Below are 13,206 nucleotides of genomic sequence, written 5' to 3' on the forward strand. Positions count from 1 at the left end.
TTCATTCCTCCTACGAAAACGCCTTTTCCAAGATGTATCGAATGATCCCTACGACATATGCCGAGACGACACCAAAAACAATGACGTTCCCAGCAAGCTTAAACATGTTCGTGGCTACACCTAACACAAGCCCTTCACTTCTATGTTCAAGAGCAGCACTTGTCATGCTGTTTGCAAATCCTGTCACCGGGACAGCGGATCCCGCTCCAGCAAACTGGCCGATTCTATCGTAAATACCGATACCAGTTAATATAGAAGAAATTAAAATGAGGGTCGCTACGGTTGGGTTCCCTGCTGTCTTTTCATTAAAATCAAAAAAGTGAATATAGAAATTTTGCAGCCCCTCACCTATGGCACAGATCAATCCACCAACAAGAAAAGCCTTGATGCAGTTGAGGACATAAGGAGGTTTAGGCTGATACGTTTTCACCTTAGATGGATAGTTCTCTTTTAAACTCGACACGTGTTGTTCCCTCCAAATTCTTAAATATAAATCAGCCAATGAAATAGTGAACCAAATACCTTTCCTAAGACAATGGCCATGAGAAGCAAAACAATTTTCCCGTCCATTCCAATTCTTTTCGTTAATATAGGAAGTACATTTAATACTTCAGTCAGCGCAGCTGCAAGCATGCCGACGAAGATGCCCGCTAAAAGACCGATCGGAAGTGCCAGCCATTTGGATAAATGCAAATGTATTGGACTTAAGGTTGCCCAGCCGCCAACGACCGCCCCGCTGATGACAGCCGCCTCGTACCCTTGTATGAAGCGCTGCGTTTTGGTTAATTGCATTAAACGAGGGATGATGCCCAGCACTGTGAGAAATGCCACAAATCCTGCTCCTACCGTTAAACCGCCGCCAAGTCCAACAAGCACGACAAAAAGCCACTTACCGATCATGAATGTCTTTCATTGTCTCTTTATTTTCTTTGAGGGCGACATAATGATCGAGATCGAGCTGATATTTAAACATTTCCACTTCAAGCGGACTTGGTTCTTCATTTAAACGCTTTTTAAATACATGATTGAAAAATAAAATCATGCCGAAGCCTAGTCCGAAGCTATATGGAATTTGCAATAAATAAGGATGCTCAACCGTTTTTCCTGTGATCATTTCATATAGGCGGATATGAACGAGCCGCATACTGACATCCTCGTGGAAATTCATAATGGCAAGCGCCGCTCCGACAAATAACAGGAGCCATACAAACACAAATAAAACGGGAGAAAGCTGGCGTTTGCCTGTATCAATTTCGACAATGGCCTCAGCGCCTCCAACGGTTTGAATGTCGATGTCTGGCCATGTTTTTTTGATCGTTTTGACCACATGCATGATATCAAGAACGGCGATGTGACGATCCTTTTTACTGACATGATATATCGGCATTTTGCTAAGCTTTTGCACAGCAAACTCATCACCAGTGATTTGGGCGATATCTTCTAAATAAATGAGCTGATCATTACCGGTCTTGATTCGATGGCGCAGCCGAAGAAAGATTTGTCCGTCCATCCAAGTCACTTCCTAAACGATGGGTTAAAAATAGTATGTGGTGAAAAATGGTTCTCATACGATAGAACTTGATTTACCGGTAATTACCACACAAAAAAAAGCCAGCCGAATTGGCTAGCTGTCTTTTTGATCCATTTGCATTTGGATTTGTTTTAAAATTTTCTTTTCAAGCCGCGAGACTTGTACTTGTGAAATACCGAGCCTCTCCGCTACCTCAGATTGTGTTTGGTCTTTATAATATCTTAAGTACACAATGAGTTTTTCTCGTTCTTCTAATTCCTTGATCGCTTCTTTCAGGGCGATTTTATCAAACCATCTTTCTTCTGAATGATCCGCAATTTGATCAAGCAATGTAATCGGGTCTCCGTCATTTTCATACACGGTTTCATGAATCGATGACGGTGAGCGGACCGCTTCTTGGGCGAGGACGACATCCTCTGGTGTGATATCAAGATATTCGGCTATTTCCTGGACAGTCGGCATTCTTCCGTGAGACTTAGACAATTCATCTCTTGCCCGCCGAATTTTATTTCCAAGTTCTTTTAGTGACCGGCTCACTTTGACTGTTCCATCATCACGAATGAATCGCTGGATTTCACCAATGATCATTGGAACAGCATAGGTGGAAAACTTCACATCATATGACAAATCAAATTTATCAACAGATTTCAGCAGTCCAATACAGCCAATCTGAAACAAATCATCTGGTTCATATCCTCTATTTAAAAAGCGCTGAACAACGGACCAAACAAGACGCATGTTTTTTTCTACGAGGAGGTCTCTTGCTTGCTGATCACCGTCTTGGCTTTTTTTGATGAGCTCTTTGACTTCATCATTTGACAGCTGGGCTTTTTTTGCTTGCTTTTTTACCTCCACATCCATATGAGCAGCTCCTTTAATTACAAAGCGCTTTGCTTTTTGATAGATGCTTTGTTAAACGGATGGTCGTGCCCATTTCTGGAGATGAGTCTATCATGACATCATCCATAAAATTCTCCATGATGGTAAAGCCCATTCCAGAGCGTTCTAAGTCTGGTTTTGTGGTGAATAGCGGCTGTCTTGCTTCTTCAAGGTCTGTAATGCCCATGCCTTCGTCACGGATGGTGAGGTACACAACATGGTCATCAAGTGTGACATGGATATGCACCTTGCCATCTGGATTTCCATCATAGCCATGGATAATGGAGTTTGTCACCGCCTCTGACACAACGGTTTTGATTTCTGTTAATTCATCTAATGTCGGATCAAGCTGGGCGATAAACGCTGCGACTGTCACCCTTGCAAAGGATTCATTTTGACTTAAAGCAGAGAAGGTCAGGTTCATTTCATTCCTCATGATGCCACCCCCAATGTTTGCAATGCCGTTTGCTCTGAAGGCTCCATACGGATGATTTTAAATAAGCCAGACATATCAAATAATCGGTTCACTGCTGGCGAGATAGCACAGACGACCATTTCTCCGCCAAGCTGCTTAATTTCTTTATATCTTCCTAAAATCACTCCGAGACCTGAGCTGTCCATAAACGTTAAATCAGCCAAATTCAGCACGATGTGGCGAATGTCCTCTGTTTCCAAATAATTCGTCACCTTTTGTCTCAATGTTTCTGCGGAGTGATGATCAAGCTCTCCTGTTAACCGAATGCAAAGTACGCTCTCTTTTACTTGAAAATCAATTTCAAGGCTCATCTTTTTATTCCTCCTTGCTCTAATTTCGGATAAAGATTGTTTCTCTTTTTTATCAAGTAAATCCTTCACCATGACAAAACTAGTGACCATTCGTCACATTTAGATGTTCTTTTCTTCTTACTCATAGCAAAAAGACTGCCAATTACAGCAGCCTTTCACATTTTTTTATTTCCATTTCACAAATTCCGCCATCGCTCGTTTCAAGAAAGTCCAAACGCCTGCTTTTTCCATTCCTTCTTTAGCTTCTACAGGGCTTTCATGCAGCACTTTTCCGTCTTTTTTCAAGACAATTGTACCTAGTTCCGTTCCTTTTGAGAATGGGGCCGTGACATCCTGAGACAATTTGATTTCTTTTTTAATCTGATCCACATTTTCGCCTTTTTTCGTTAAAAGGGAGATTGGCTCAGAGGTGACAAGCTGAATTTTTTTCTTTTTCCCTTTGCTTACCTTGATCTCCGCTACGTCTTGTCCTCGTTTGTAAAGCGGGTGAGTGGTGTATTGACTAAATGCATAGTCTAACATTTTGACCACTTGAGCGTTTCTGTCTTTCGGTGTACTTGCGCCGAAGACAACTGCAATCACGCGCATGTTGCCTTTTTTAGCGGATGCAGTTAAACAGTATTTGGCTTCGCCTGTAAAACCTGTTTTCAACCCATCGACACCTGGATAAAATTTAATCAATCGGTTCGTATTCACAAGCCAGAATTTTTTATCCGTGTTTTGACGGAGATAGTCTTCGTAGACCCCTGTGAATTTAGTGATTTGTTCATATTTCAACAGCTCTTTTGCCATTTTTGCCATATCATGAGCTGTACTGTAATGGTCTTTTTCAGGAAGTCCTGTTGGGTTTTGAAAGACCGTAGAGGTGAGGCCGAGTTCTTTTGCTTTTTTGTTCATTTGCTCCACAAACTGTTCTTCAGACCCTGCAATATGCTCTGCCATGGCAACTGAAGCATCATTTCCTGACGCAATCGCAATGCCTTTCAGCATTTCTTTCACGGTCATTTCTTCTCCAGGTTCAAGGAAGATTTGTGACCCTCCCATTGATGCTGCATAATCACTTGTTCTAACCTTATCAGTCATTTTCAGTTTTCCTTGATCAATGGCTTCCATGATGAGAAGCATCGTCATGATTTTGGTCATACTTGCGGGTGCAAGCTTTTCATCGCTGTTTTTGTTGTAAAGCACTTTTCCCGTGTCACGTTCTATTAAGATCGCTGATTTGGCTTCGTGCACCAATTCTGATGTTTGTTTTTCTCTTGGTTTTTCAATCTTTTCTTTTGCTATCGCTGATGGTGAAACCATTGAGATAAGGATCATTAAAATAAACAATGCACATATATGACGTTTCAAGTGGCAGACCTCCATTATCGTAATCCTTTCTATTTTTTCCTCATACAGGCTGTTTTATTCAGAGATCGTATGATTGCCATAAAAAAACCTTCTGTCGATAAAACAGAAGGCTTCTTGAAACATGCTATGAGAGTTGTTTGACTACATCTTTTACTAAATCAAGGAAACTCGCTTTCACTTTTTCCGTTACTTCAATGACTTCATCATGGGACAGCGGCTGATCTAAAATACCTGATGCCGCATTAGAAATGCATGAAATACCAAGCACTTTGATTCCTGCATGACGCGCAACAATCACCTCTGGAACAGTTGACATGCCTACAGCATCTGCTCCAAGTGTTCTGAGGAAACGAACTTCAGCCGGAGTTTCATATGAAGGACCTGTCATCCCTGCATAAACACCATGCTGTACAGATATACCTAAGCGCTGAGCTGTTTCTTCTGCAAGTGCCAGCAAATCTTTATCGTATGGGGCAGACATATCAGGGAAACGAACACCTTGACTGTCATTTGGTCCAATTAATGGATTGGTCCCCATCATATTGATATGATCTGTAATCAGCATGAGATCGCCTGGATGGAAGGATGTATTCACACCGCCGGCTGCATTTGTCACAATGCATGTCTCAATGCCAATTTCTTTCATCACACGGACTGGAAACGTCACTTGCTTCATATCATATCCTTCATAGAAGTGAAAACGTCCTTGCATAGCACATACGACAGTGCCTTTCAGCGTCCCGATGACGAGCTGTCCTGCATGACCCTCTACTGTTGAAACAGGGAATCCAGGAATATCTTCATATTTCAATTTGATTGGATTTTCAATCTCATCTGCTAAAATGCCAAGCCCTGAACCTAAGATCAATCCAACTGTTGGTACGTTTGTCGATGCTTGTTTAATGTATGCCGCCGCTTCTGAAAACTGTGCTCCCACGAGATTTCCCCCTATTTGAGTTTAGATAAAAAGCTTGTGCCGTATTTTGGCATCGTTGACTTGAAATTGTCTGCGACTGTTGCTCCAAGATCAGCAAAGGTTTTTGCTGTTGGCAGTTCATTTGCTCCCTGATGCTTTTTGCTGTAAGCAATGAGCGGAACGTATTCTCTTGTATGATCTGTTCCGTGATGAACCGGGTCATTTCCATGATCTGCTGTGATCACAAGGAGATCATCCTCTTTCAACAGGTCAAACACTTCAGGAAGTCGTGCGTCAAATTCCTCTAGTGCTTTTCCGTAGCCCTCTGGGTCTCTTCTATGTCCGTAAAGAGCGTCAAAATCAACAAGGTTTAAAAAGCTGAGTCCTGTAAAGTCTGTTTTAAGTGTATCGACCAGCTTGTCCATTCCATCCATGTTCGATTTTGTTCTAAGAGAAGATGTGATTCCTTCACCATCATAAATATCAGAGATTTTGCCGATCGCAATCACATCGAGCCCATCATCTTTCAGCTCATTCATGACTGTACGGTCAAATGGTTTTAAAGCATAGTCATGGCGGTTTGGTGTTCTGACAAATGCGCCAGGCTCCCCGACAAACGGGCGAGCGATAATGCGTCCAACCATATATTTTTCATCTAATGTGAGTTCACGTGCAATTTCACAAATACGGTAAAGTTCATCTAATGGCACCACTTCTTCGTGCGCAGCAATTTGCAGCACAGAATCCGCAGATGTATAGACGATTAGATCGCCTGTTTTCATGTGCTCTTCGCCAAGCTCGTCTAAAATTTCAGTACCAGACGCAGGTTTATTTCCAATAATGCCTCTGCCTGTTTTTTCTTTTAGTTCATTTAATAGTTCATCTGGGAATCCGTCTGGAAAGACTTTGAACGGTGTGTCTATGTAAAGACCCATTATTTCCCAGTGTCCTGTCATTGTGTCTTTACCATTTGATGCTTCTTGCATTTTTCCATAATACGCAAGCGGTTTTTCATCCGCTGGAATTCCTTTGATTTCTTTAATATGACTCAGCCCAAGCTTCGCCATATTCGGCATATGAAGCCCGTTCATTTTTTCAGCAATATGTCCTAGTGTATCTGCACCTACATCATTAAAATCAGCAGCATCGGGTGCTTCCCCAATTCCTACTGAATCCATTACGACGAGGAAAATGCGTTTATACTGATAATCAGGCATTAAAAAGCGCCTCCTTCAATATTCTTGTCTTTTGACCTTTCAAAAAGAGAGGTCTGACATCTCAAGTATAAACCGTTTACAAGCCGGTTGACAACCATAAACGGCGCAAACATGAAAAAGCATGACACACGTTCACTGTGTCATGCTTTACTTATGCCCTTGGATGGAATTTGTGATACACATCTTTCAGTCTTGTTTTCGTCACATGTGTATAAATTTGTGTTGTTGAGATATCGGCATGTCCGAGCATCTCCTGCACGGCTCTTAGGTCTGCACCGTTTTCAAGCAGATGTGTTGCAAATGAATGCCTGAGTGTATGGGGTGTGAGTTCCTTTTGAATCCCTGCTTCGATGGTTCTTTTTTTCAAATTCTTCCAGAAACCTTGCCGCGACATTTTTTTTCCGTGATGATTGAGAAATAAGGCATCTGCCGGCTGTTTTTTTAACAGCTTGCTTCTTCCCTTTTCGATATATTCTTCAATCGCACTTGCAGCAGCTTCACCAATTGGCACAATCCGCTCTTTTCTTCCTTTTCCAAAACAACGGATAAAGCCCATTGTGAGGTGAACATCAGCAAGAGTCAGATCCAGCATTTCACTGACGCGAATGCCTGTTGCATATAAGAGCTCGAGCATCGCTTTGTCACGGTAGTCAAAGGGAGTGTGCTGATTTGGTGTATCAAGCAGCTTTTCGACTTCCCCTAGTGATAGAACTTTCGGTAGTTTCCGCTCTGTTTTTTGCGTTTCAATGTTCCACGACGGATCATCTGTTGTCACTTTTTCCCGGAGCAGAAATTGATGGAAGGAACGGATCGAGGATAGATGCCGCACTGACGTTTTGCTCGATTTCCCTTCCTCCTTTAGCTGCTTTAAATAATGAATGATATGCAGGCGCGTGACATCTTTGATATCCGTCAGCTGCTCATGTGTCATTAAAAAAGACAAGTAGTTCTGTAAATCTCGTTTATAAGAAACAATGGTATTTTCAGAGAGTCCTCTCTCTACTGTCATAAAATGAATAAAGTCGGATAATTGATCGTTCAATGATTTCTACTCCCCGTTTTGATAAAAATAAATCAATCGGTCTTGCCAGTTGTCTTGATTCGGCTGATCCATTTCCATCACTTTAATTGCTGCACCCTCTGGTTTATCATAACGATGGTAGCTTTCATATTCTGAATTTATCCATATCATAGCATAATAGAACAAGACGGTAAAACCAGTGAACAAGATGAATACTTTCATCACTTCACCTGTTGTTTTGAGCCATTTTCGCATGATTTTCATGTCCTTTCTCAAGCTTCTCATTACTTCAGCATATGCCAGGTGGGACAAGGAATATACAGCGAAAATGCAAAAAACCTCTTCATCTTAAATGAAAAGGTTCCAATTCGGATTATTTGCCGGATTCATCATCATGACACCGGTGGCAAATACCATGGAATGTCAATCTATGATCCTTAATTTTAAATTTCCAGTCACGTTCAATAATCTCTTCAACGTCTTCTAATAAATCATCTTCTATCTCATCGACTGTCCCGCATTCCATGCAGACAAGATGATGATGGAAGTGAGCGGCTCCTTCTTTGCGAAGATCATATCGCGAAACGCCGTCTCCAAAGTTAATTTTATCAACAACTTTCAGTTCAGTTAGCAATTCTAACGTTCGATAAACAGTAGCAAGACCAATTTCAGGAGACTTCTCTTTTACGAGGAGGTATACATCTTCTGCACTTAAATGGTCTTCTTCATTCTCAAGCAGTACTCTTACTGTTGCTTCACGCTGTGGCGTGAGCTTATAGCTGGAAGAATGAAGCTGTTTCTTAATTCGATCAATCCGATTTTCCATTGACTTTCCCTCCTACGCCACATTACTTGATCATTATATCAAATGATGTGCTGAGAGCCAACTATAATCATTTTAAATTGATAAATAAATTGATTATTATTTAATAACGATTATAAAATTATGAAAAAAGAACACCTGCCAGCTTTTTCATGAGCATGAAAGATACGTAAGATTCAAAAAAGGACGAAAGTGCAGCAAGCGCTAAAATCATCAGCAAAACAGATGCATACCGGGCGAACCACTGAACAGGTGCTTGACTGATGGTTTTTTTCATGAACAGCTGCCCAATGAGACGGATGGAAAACGCAATCGCACATGTACCAATCACTAAATAGGCTGGAATAAGCAATATGTTTTGCGGAAGAACCGATACGAACGAAAGGAAAAAACCACTCAGCCCCATTTGATTTACTAGAAAACCAACTGTAAACCCAACGACAATTCCTTTTAAAAAAATCATGAGAAAGATGAGCGGCAGGCCAATGATAGATATTCCTAGTATCCACATAAGACCTAAATATTTCATATGATGCAAAAAGCTTTGCAAAAACATTTCTTTTGATTCTGCTGCTTTCTCATTCGTCAGCTGACCAAAAAATTGATTTAAATAATAGAATAAATCCTCTTTCTGACTAATTGTCATACTATTAACGATGATGGCCCCAAAGATCACGCCCATTAAAAAGAGTACAGAGACAAACAAATAAATCGATAGATGGTCTTTTACGTGCTGAAGAAGATGTTCCTTCCAAGACTTTTTCCGCATGCGTCTTCCTCCCAAATAGTAAAGGTTACTAGATTCTATGAGAGAGATTACGAAACATGACAGTTTTATTGAAAGAAAAAAGAGAAAGCAGCCTAAACACTGCTCCCTCTTATCATTTATCGGGCGGCTTTTTGTACGTTCACAAGCCCGGCACCATAATAAAAAGGATCTCCAAGCTTTGCAGCCGTTTTTGAAAGTCTCTCGCGCACTTCATCGTTTGTCAAATTCGGATGTTTTGATAGAATGACAGCCGCAGCGCCCGCTACATGCGGTGATGCCATGGATGTTCCACTCTTATAGCCATATTCATTATGAGGAATGGTGCTGAGCGTTGAAACGCCCGGTGCTGAGACTTCCACTTCTTCGCCGACAGATGAATCAAAGGCTCTTTGTTTTCTTTCGTCAACAGAGGCAACCGCCATCACTGAGGCGTACTTAGCTGGATAGTCAACCGTGTTGAGAGAGCCATAACTTCCTGCATTCCCAGCAGAAGCCACAATGAGAATCCCTTTGTCGTATGCTCGATCTACCGCTTCTTTCAGCGCTTCAGATTCACTTGCTCCTCCCATACTAATATTGATGACATCCATGTCATTCTCAATGGCCCATTCAATTCCTTTAATGATCCAGCTATAGTAGCCGTCACCATTTTCATCTGCCACCTTGACCGCATAGATAGAAGCCTTTGGCGCAACACCAACGACACCTACCTTATTATCTAACGCTGCAATTGTGCCTGCCACATGCGTTCCGTGTTCATGCGGGTCAACAAGCGGATCTGACTTTGTTGGAACAAAGCTGACTCCGCCGGTGACATGTAAATCTTCATGTTTGCCATCGATGCCGCTGTCAAGAACGGCTACTTTGACATTCTGTCCGGCGTATCCCCGTTTATGTACCTTTTGTGCTTTGATGCTTTTGATGCCATATGGGATCGTTTGACCGCTTGTTTTTGCCTTTTGGTCCTCCTCAATGAAGGTCACTTCTTTTGCCTGATTCAGTTTCTCTTTCGATGCCTCATTCAAGGAAACTTTCATCATATCTATTTGCTCTATGGATTCTTTTACATGCCCACCAGCTTCTTCGACAAGCTGTTTTTGTGTATGATCTTGAACGGAAGAAGAAAAGCCGATCATGTACTCTTTTTTTGCTTGCTCCTTTGCAGAAATATGTGAGGCGCCGAACGTGACCGATGCCAGCATCATACTTGCCATACAAAGCCTTGCTCCAATTGACTTGACGTTCACAATACTCACTCTCCCTTTCATCTTTTTGTCATTTAACTACATTTTCAGACAAAAAGAAACGACCGTTTGTCCTATTTTTTAAAATTTTTCCATTTATTTGAACTAGTTGTCACAAAAAAGCAAAATAAAAATGCTTATGATCCTCTTGATAGTGGTCATAAGCATTCCTTCTTTTATGTTTTTTCATCATGTGCTGCAAGGCTTCTTGTTTTGTTTTTGTCTTTCTTTCATGTGTGCTAAAGTGCGGCATGTTTCCTCTCGACAGTTCCGGGTTTCGGCTGTGCTGCCTTTCAATATGTTCTCGTTTTTTCTTTGCATTGCTTTTTCCCATTTGGCAAAACCCCTTTCGTTGACGTTATGATACACGATGTGACATAAAAAAGATAGACGTATACACGCCTATCTTTCTGTTTTCACCATATCAAGATGCGGAATTCCATCTTCATCATAACAATCTGAAACGGCCTTAAAACCAAATGATTCGTAAAACGACTTCAAGTAGGCCTGCGCCTGAATTTTGACACTTGTTTCACCTAATTCACTCAGCTTTTCCAAAGCCTTGCTGAGCAGCATTTTTCCATAGCCTTTTTTTCGGCCTGCCTGCGTCACAAGAACGCGGCCAATGGACGCCTCTTCGTACATGATTCCGCTTTGAAAAATTCGGCAATAAGCCACAATCGTGCCGTCCTCTTTTGCAGACAGATGAAGCGCTTCTTGGTCCCGGTGATCAATTTCAGGGTAAGGGCATGTTTGTTCAACAACAAACACATTGACTCTTTCCATTAAAATTAAGTAAAGATCCTCTTTTGTTAATTGGTCAAACGTTTGACATGTCCAGTTAACTTGATTCATGATTGATATCCACCTTACCGTACACTCCGCCCCCGCCAGCGATCAGTTCGACTTCACCTTTTCTTGCTTTGATGATGTAATTGGCTGTTTTTTCTGGCAGGACAGCTTTTAGTTCTTGTTCTGTTGCTTGATGAAGGATATTCATCTCTGTGTGAAACACGGCTTTTAGCTTCTCCAGCGTTTTGGCTCCGACACCCGGAATAAATTGAAGCGGGAGCTGATGAACATAAGGAGGTCTTGTTCCTTTGTCACTTTCTTGGTCAGCAAGCTCCTTTAAACGCTCACTCACCCCTTTTGTCATCCGGGTATGTCCGCATGCGTGGCACTTTTCTTGATCTAGCGCGCGAGGTCTTACTCCGCACTTCTCGCAGGTTGTATGATAGTACTTCCCAAGCCGCGGAGCGAGTCCATAATTTCCTGTAATGGCTCTTCCCTCTTTCCCTTCAAGGGCTAGTTTGAATTCGGCAAAAGAGGCATGATCCATTCGGATTTTTGTATATTCTCGCGCAATTTTCCCTAAAGAATGAGCGTCTGAATTCGTTAAAAAGGGATAACGATTCAGTTCACTTATCTGGGACGCCATTGACGTATCGCAGCTAAGTCCTAGTTCAACAGCATCAATGAGGTCTGGGTCGAATACTTCCGTTAAAGACGTGTTGACTCCTTTGCCAAATAAGCTTTTATGCGGCGTGAAAATATGAGCAGGAATAAACAAGCCTCCTAGCTCCTTGACCTTGCGCTGAAGTGTTTTCCCATCAACATAGAGGCGCTGTGAACTCAAATGCACATTTTTCATATGAAGCGCGAGCCATGCGGAGAACTCAGACATTTTGTGAAGTGTGGGCATAAATGCAAGCACGTGAATTGGACCTTTTGAATGGTCATCGTTAATTTCTAATTCACTGCCTAAAAGCAGCACGGTCTGTCCAAATGATAGACCGCCATCATTTAGTTCAGTGTACTTGCCTTCCTCTACACCCTCTATTAATTCTTCTAGGACTTCTGGAGATTGTGCATCAATCACACCAATCATCCCCATCCCTTTACTTTGCGTTGCTTCAATGAGAATTTGGTCAATTGTCAGTGACCTTGCACCTGTAATTTTAACAGCTCTGCCTGTTCTGGTTCTGCCAATATGAATATGGATGTCTGCAAAAAACTCCCTCATTTTGTTGACTTAAGTACCTCTTGCAATTGTAAGTACTGAATGGCATAGGCTGTTTTTGCATCATAAATGTGCTGCTTTTCAATGAGGTGCAAGGCTTCTTCTAATGAAACTTCCATCACTTCAACAAATTCATCTTCATCCAGCTCTCTTTTTTCTTCAAGCGGCACCAGCTGATCTGCAAGATAAATGTGGACGATTTCATCTGCGAAACCAGGTGATGTATAAAAGGCCGTCAGCTTTTGGAGCTGCTGAGTGGTGTACCCTGTTTCTTCTTCTAATTCTCGCAGTGCTGTATGTGCCGGCTCTTCTCCTGGCTCTAATTTTCCAGCCGGAATTTCAACGATGGCTCTCTCTAGTGCTTTACGGTATTGCTTGACCAAGATGATTTTATTTTCGTCTGTACGAGCAATGACGGCTACTGCACCAGGATGTTTGATGATTTCGCGTTTGCCTTGTTTTCCGTTTGGCAATTCTACATCTTCAAGAACCAAATCAATGATTTTTCCGTTATATAATTCTTTAGTCGATAATGTTTTTTCTTCAAAGTCCTTCAATTTTGTCAGCTCCTCGTTCTACTTTCACTTTTTACTTCATTCATTTTAACATAGATGATTTAGGAGAAGCGAAATGCGAACGCTTGCTTC

At 41.7% G+C, this 13,206-nt stretch carries 18 protein-coding genes; all 18 read right to left on the bottom strand.

Annotation, left to right across the window (positions count from 1 at the left end):
• Positions 1 to 10: 10 nt before the first annotated feature.
• A complete protein-coding gene (spoVAC, locus tag C6Y01_RS06250) occupies positions 11 to 463 on the bottom strand; it encodes a stage V sporulation protein AC (RefSeq protein ID WP_034661140.1) in 453 nt (150 codons plus the stop codon).
• A 20-nt stretch (positions 464 to 483) separates the two neighbouring features.
• Positions 484 to 900: a stage V sporulation protein AB gene (locus C6Y01_RS06255; protein WP_034661142.1), complete on the bottom strand. Its 417-nt coding sequence runs from the start codon at positions 898 to 900 to the stop codon at positions 484 to 486.
• Positions 890 to 1,510 carry a stage V sporulation protein AA gene (locus C6Y01_RS06260; RefSeq protein WP_034661143.1) on the bottom strand — a complete coding sequence of 207 codons (621 nt, stop codon included), beginning with the start codon at positions 1,508 to 1,510 and terminating at the stop codon, positions 890 to 892. The genes C6Y01_RS06255 and C6Y01_RS06260 overlap by 11 nt, the downstream gene beginning before the upstream one ends.
• Positions 1,511 to 1,624: 114 nt before the next feature.
• Positions 1,625 to 2,392: an RNA polymerase sporulation sigma factor SigF gene (gene sigF, locus C6Y01_RS06265; protein WP_024422864.1), complete on the bottom strand. Its 768-nt coding sequence runs from the start codon at positions 2,390 to 2,392 to the stop codon at positions 1,625 to 1,627.
• Between the two features lie 13 nt (positions 2,393 to 2,405).
• Positions 2,406 to 2,846, bottom strand: a complete 441-nt coding sequence (gene spoIIAB / locus C6Y01_RS06270; protein WP_034661145.1) for an anti-sigma F factor — start codon at positions 2,844 to 2,846, stop codon at positions 2,406 to 2,408.
• A complete protein-coding gene (gene spoIIAA / locus C6Y01_RS06275; protein ID WP_034661146.1) occupies positions 2,843 to 3,196 on the bottom strand; it encodes an anti-sigma F factor antagonist in 354 nt (117 codons plus the stop codon). The genes spoIIAB and spoIIAA overlap by 4 nt, the downstream gene beginning before the upstream one ends.
• Before the next feature lie 165 nt (positions 3,197 to 3,361).
• Entirely contained in the window at positions 3,362 to 4,516 is a 1,155-nt protein-coding gene (locus C6Y01_RS06280; RefSeq protein WP_411266053.1) for a D-alanyl-D-alanine carboxypeptidase family protein, read from the bottom strand.
• 157 nt (positions 4,517 to 4,673) lie between these two features.
• Entirely contained in the window at positions 4,674 to 5,486 is an 813-nt protein-coding gene (locus tag C6Y01_RS06285) for a purine-nucleoside phosphorylase (protein ID WP_034661149.1), read from the bottom strand.
• A gap of 11 nt (positions 5,487 to 5,497) precedes the next feature.
• Entirely contained in the window at positions 5,498 to 6,682 is a 1,185-nt protein-coding gene (gene deoB / locus C6Y01_RS06290; RefSeq protein ID WP_095285356.1) for a phosphopentomutase, read from the bottom strand.
• A 151-nt stretch (positions 6,683 to 6,833) separates the two neighbouring features.
• Positions 6,834 to 7,724 carry a site-specific tyrosine recombinase XerD gene (gene xerD / locus C6Y01_RS06295; RefSeq protein WP_060596771.1) on the bottom strand — a complete coding sequence of 297 codons (891 nt, stop codon included), beginning with the start codon at positions 7,722 to 7,724 and terminating at the stop codon, positions 6,834 to 6,836.
• 6 nt (positions 7,725 to 7,730) lie between these two features.
• The gene (locus C6Y01_RS06300) at positions 7,731 to 7,958 is read right to left on the bottom strand and encodes a YqzK family protein (protein WP_003215798.1); all 228 of its coding nucleotides are present in this window, start codon (positions 7,956 to 7,958) and stop codon (positions 7,731 to 7,733) included.
• A gap of 118 nt (positions 7,959 to 8,076) precedes the next feature.
• Entirely contained in the window at positions 8,077 to 8,529 is a 453-nt protein-coding gene (gene fur / locus C6Y01_RS06305) for a ferric iron uptake transcriptional regulator (protein ID WP_003215577.1), read from the bottom strand.
• 118 nt (positions 8,530 to 8,647) lie between these two features.
• Entirely contained in the window at positions 8,648 to 9,295 is a 648-nt protein-coding gene (gene spoIIM / locus C6Y01_RS06310; protein ID WP_034661156.1) for a stage II sporulation protein M, read from the bottom strand.
• Positions 9,296 to 9,411: 116 nt separating this feature from the next.
• Positions 9,412 to 10,542, bottom strand: a complete 1,131-nt coding sequence (locus C6Y01_RS06315; protein WP_081311399.1) for a S8 family peptidase — start codon at positions 10,540 to 10,542, stop codon at positions 9,412 to 9,414.
• Positions 10,543 to 10,651: 109 nt separating this feature from the next.
• Positions 10,652 to 10,873, bottom strand: coding sequence for a hypothetical protein (locus tag C6Y01_RS06320; protein WP_003215884.1), 222 nt, complete (start codon positions 10,871 to 10,873; stop codon positions 10,652 to 10,654).
• Between the two features lie 68 nt (positions 10,874 to 10,941).
• Entirely contained in the window at positions 10,942 to 11,394 is a 453-nt protein-coding gene (locus C6Y01_RS06325) for a GNAT family N-acetyltransferase (protein ID WP_034661163.1), read from the bottom strand.
• Entirely contained in the window at positions 11,381 to 12,562 is a 1,182-nt protein-coding gene (locus tag C6Y01_RS06330) for a TIGR00375 family protein (RefSeq protein ID WP_095285358.1), read from the bottom strand. Before C6Y01_RS06330 ends, C6Y01_RS06325 begins: the two co-directional genes overlap by 14 nt.
• The gene (locus tag C6Y01_RS06335; protein ID WP_060596775.1) at positions 12,559 to 13,116 is read right to left on the bottom strand and encodes an NUDIX hydrolase; all 558 of its coding nucleotides are present in this window, start codon (positions 13,114 to 13,116) and stop codon (positions 12,559 to 12,561) included. The genes C6Y01_RS06330 and C6Y01_RS06335 overlap by 4 nt, the downstream gene beginning before the upstream one ends.
• Positions 13,117 to 13,206: the final 90 nt, after the last annotated feature.

Source organism: Bacillus sp. NMCC46, from assembly GCF_002998465.1.
Lineage (GTDB): Bacteria > Bacillota > Bacilli > Bacillales > Bacillaceae > Bacillus.

What these genes read in the sequence shown, in the direction of transcription:
- C6Y01_RS06255 (WP_034661142.1), bottom strand. Translation starts at nt 900, where the DNA reads ATGATCGGTAAGTGGCTTTTTGTCGTGCTTGTTGGACTTGGCGGCGGT.
- C6Y01_RS06260 (WP_034661143.1), bottom strand. Translation starts at nt 1,510, where the DNA reads ATGGACGGACAAATCTTTCTTCGGCTGCGCCATCGAATCAAGACCGGT.
- sigF (WP_024422864.1), bottom strand. Translation starts at nt 2,392, where the DNA reads ATGGATGTGGAGGTAAAAAAGCAAGCAAAAAAAGCCCAGCTGTCAAAT.
- spoIIAB (WP_034661145.1), bottom strand. Translation starts at nt 2,846, where the DNA reads ATGAGGAATGAAATGAACCTGACCTTCTCTGCTTTAAGTCAAAATGAA.
- spoIIAA (WP_034661146.1), bottom strand. Translation starts at nt 3,196, where the DNA reads ATGAGCCTTGAAATTGATTTTCAAGTAAAAGAGAGCGTACTTTGCATT.
- C6Y01_RS06280 (WP_411266053.1), bottom strand. Translation starts at nt 4,516, where the DNA reads ATGATCCTTATCTCAATGGTTTCACCATCAGCGATAGCAAAAGAAAAG.
- deoB (WP_095285356.1), bottom strand. Translation starts at nt 6,682, where the DNA reads ATGCCTGATTATCAGTATAAACGCATTTTCCTCGTCGTAATGGATTCA.
- C6Y01_RS06300 (WP_003215798.1), bottom strand. Translation starts at nt 7,958, where the DNA reads ATGCGAAAATGGCTCAAAACAACAGGTGAAGTGATGAAAGTATTCATC.
- fur (WP_003215577.1), bottom strand. Translation starts at nt 8,529, where the DNA reads ATGGAAAATCGGATTGATCGAATTAAGAAACAGCTTCATTCTTCCAGC.
- spoIIM (WP_034661156.1), bottom strand. Translation starts at nt 9,295, where the DNA reads ATGCGGAAAAAGTCTTGGAAGGAACATCTTCTTCAGCACGTAAAAGAC.
- C6Y01_RS06320 (WP_003215884.1), bottom strand. Translation starts at nt 10,873, where the DNA reads ATGGGAAAAAGCAATGCAAAGAAAAAACGAGAACATATTGAAAGGCAG.
- C6Y01_RS06325 (WP_034661163.1), bottom strand. Translation starts at nt 11,394, where the DNA reads ATGAATCAAGTTAACTGGACATGTCAAACGTTTGACCAATTAACAAAA.
- C6Y01_RS06330 (WP_095285358.1), bottom strand. Translation starts at nt 12,562, where the DNA reads ATGAGGGAGTTTTTTGCAGACATCCATATTCATATTGGCAGAACCAGA.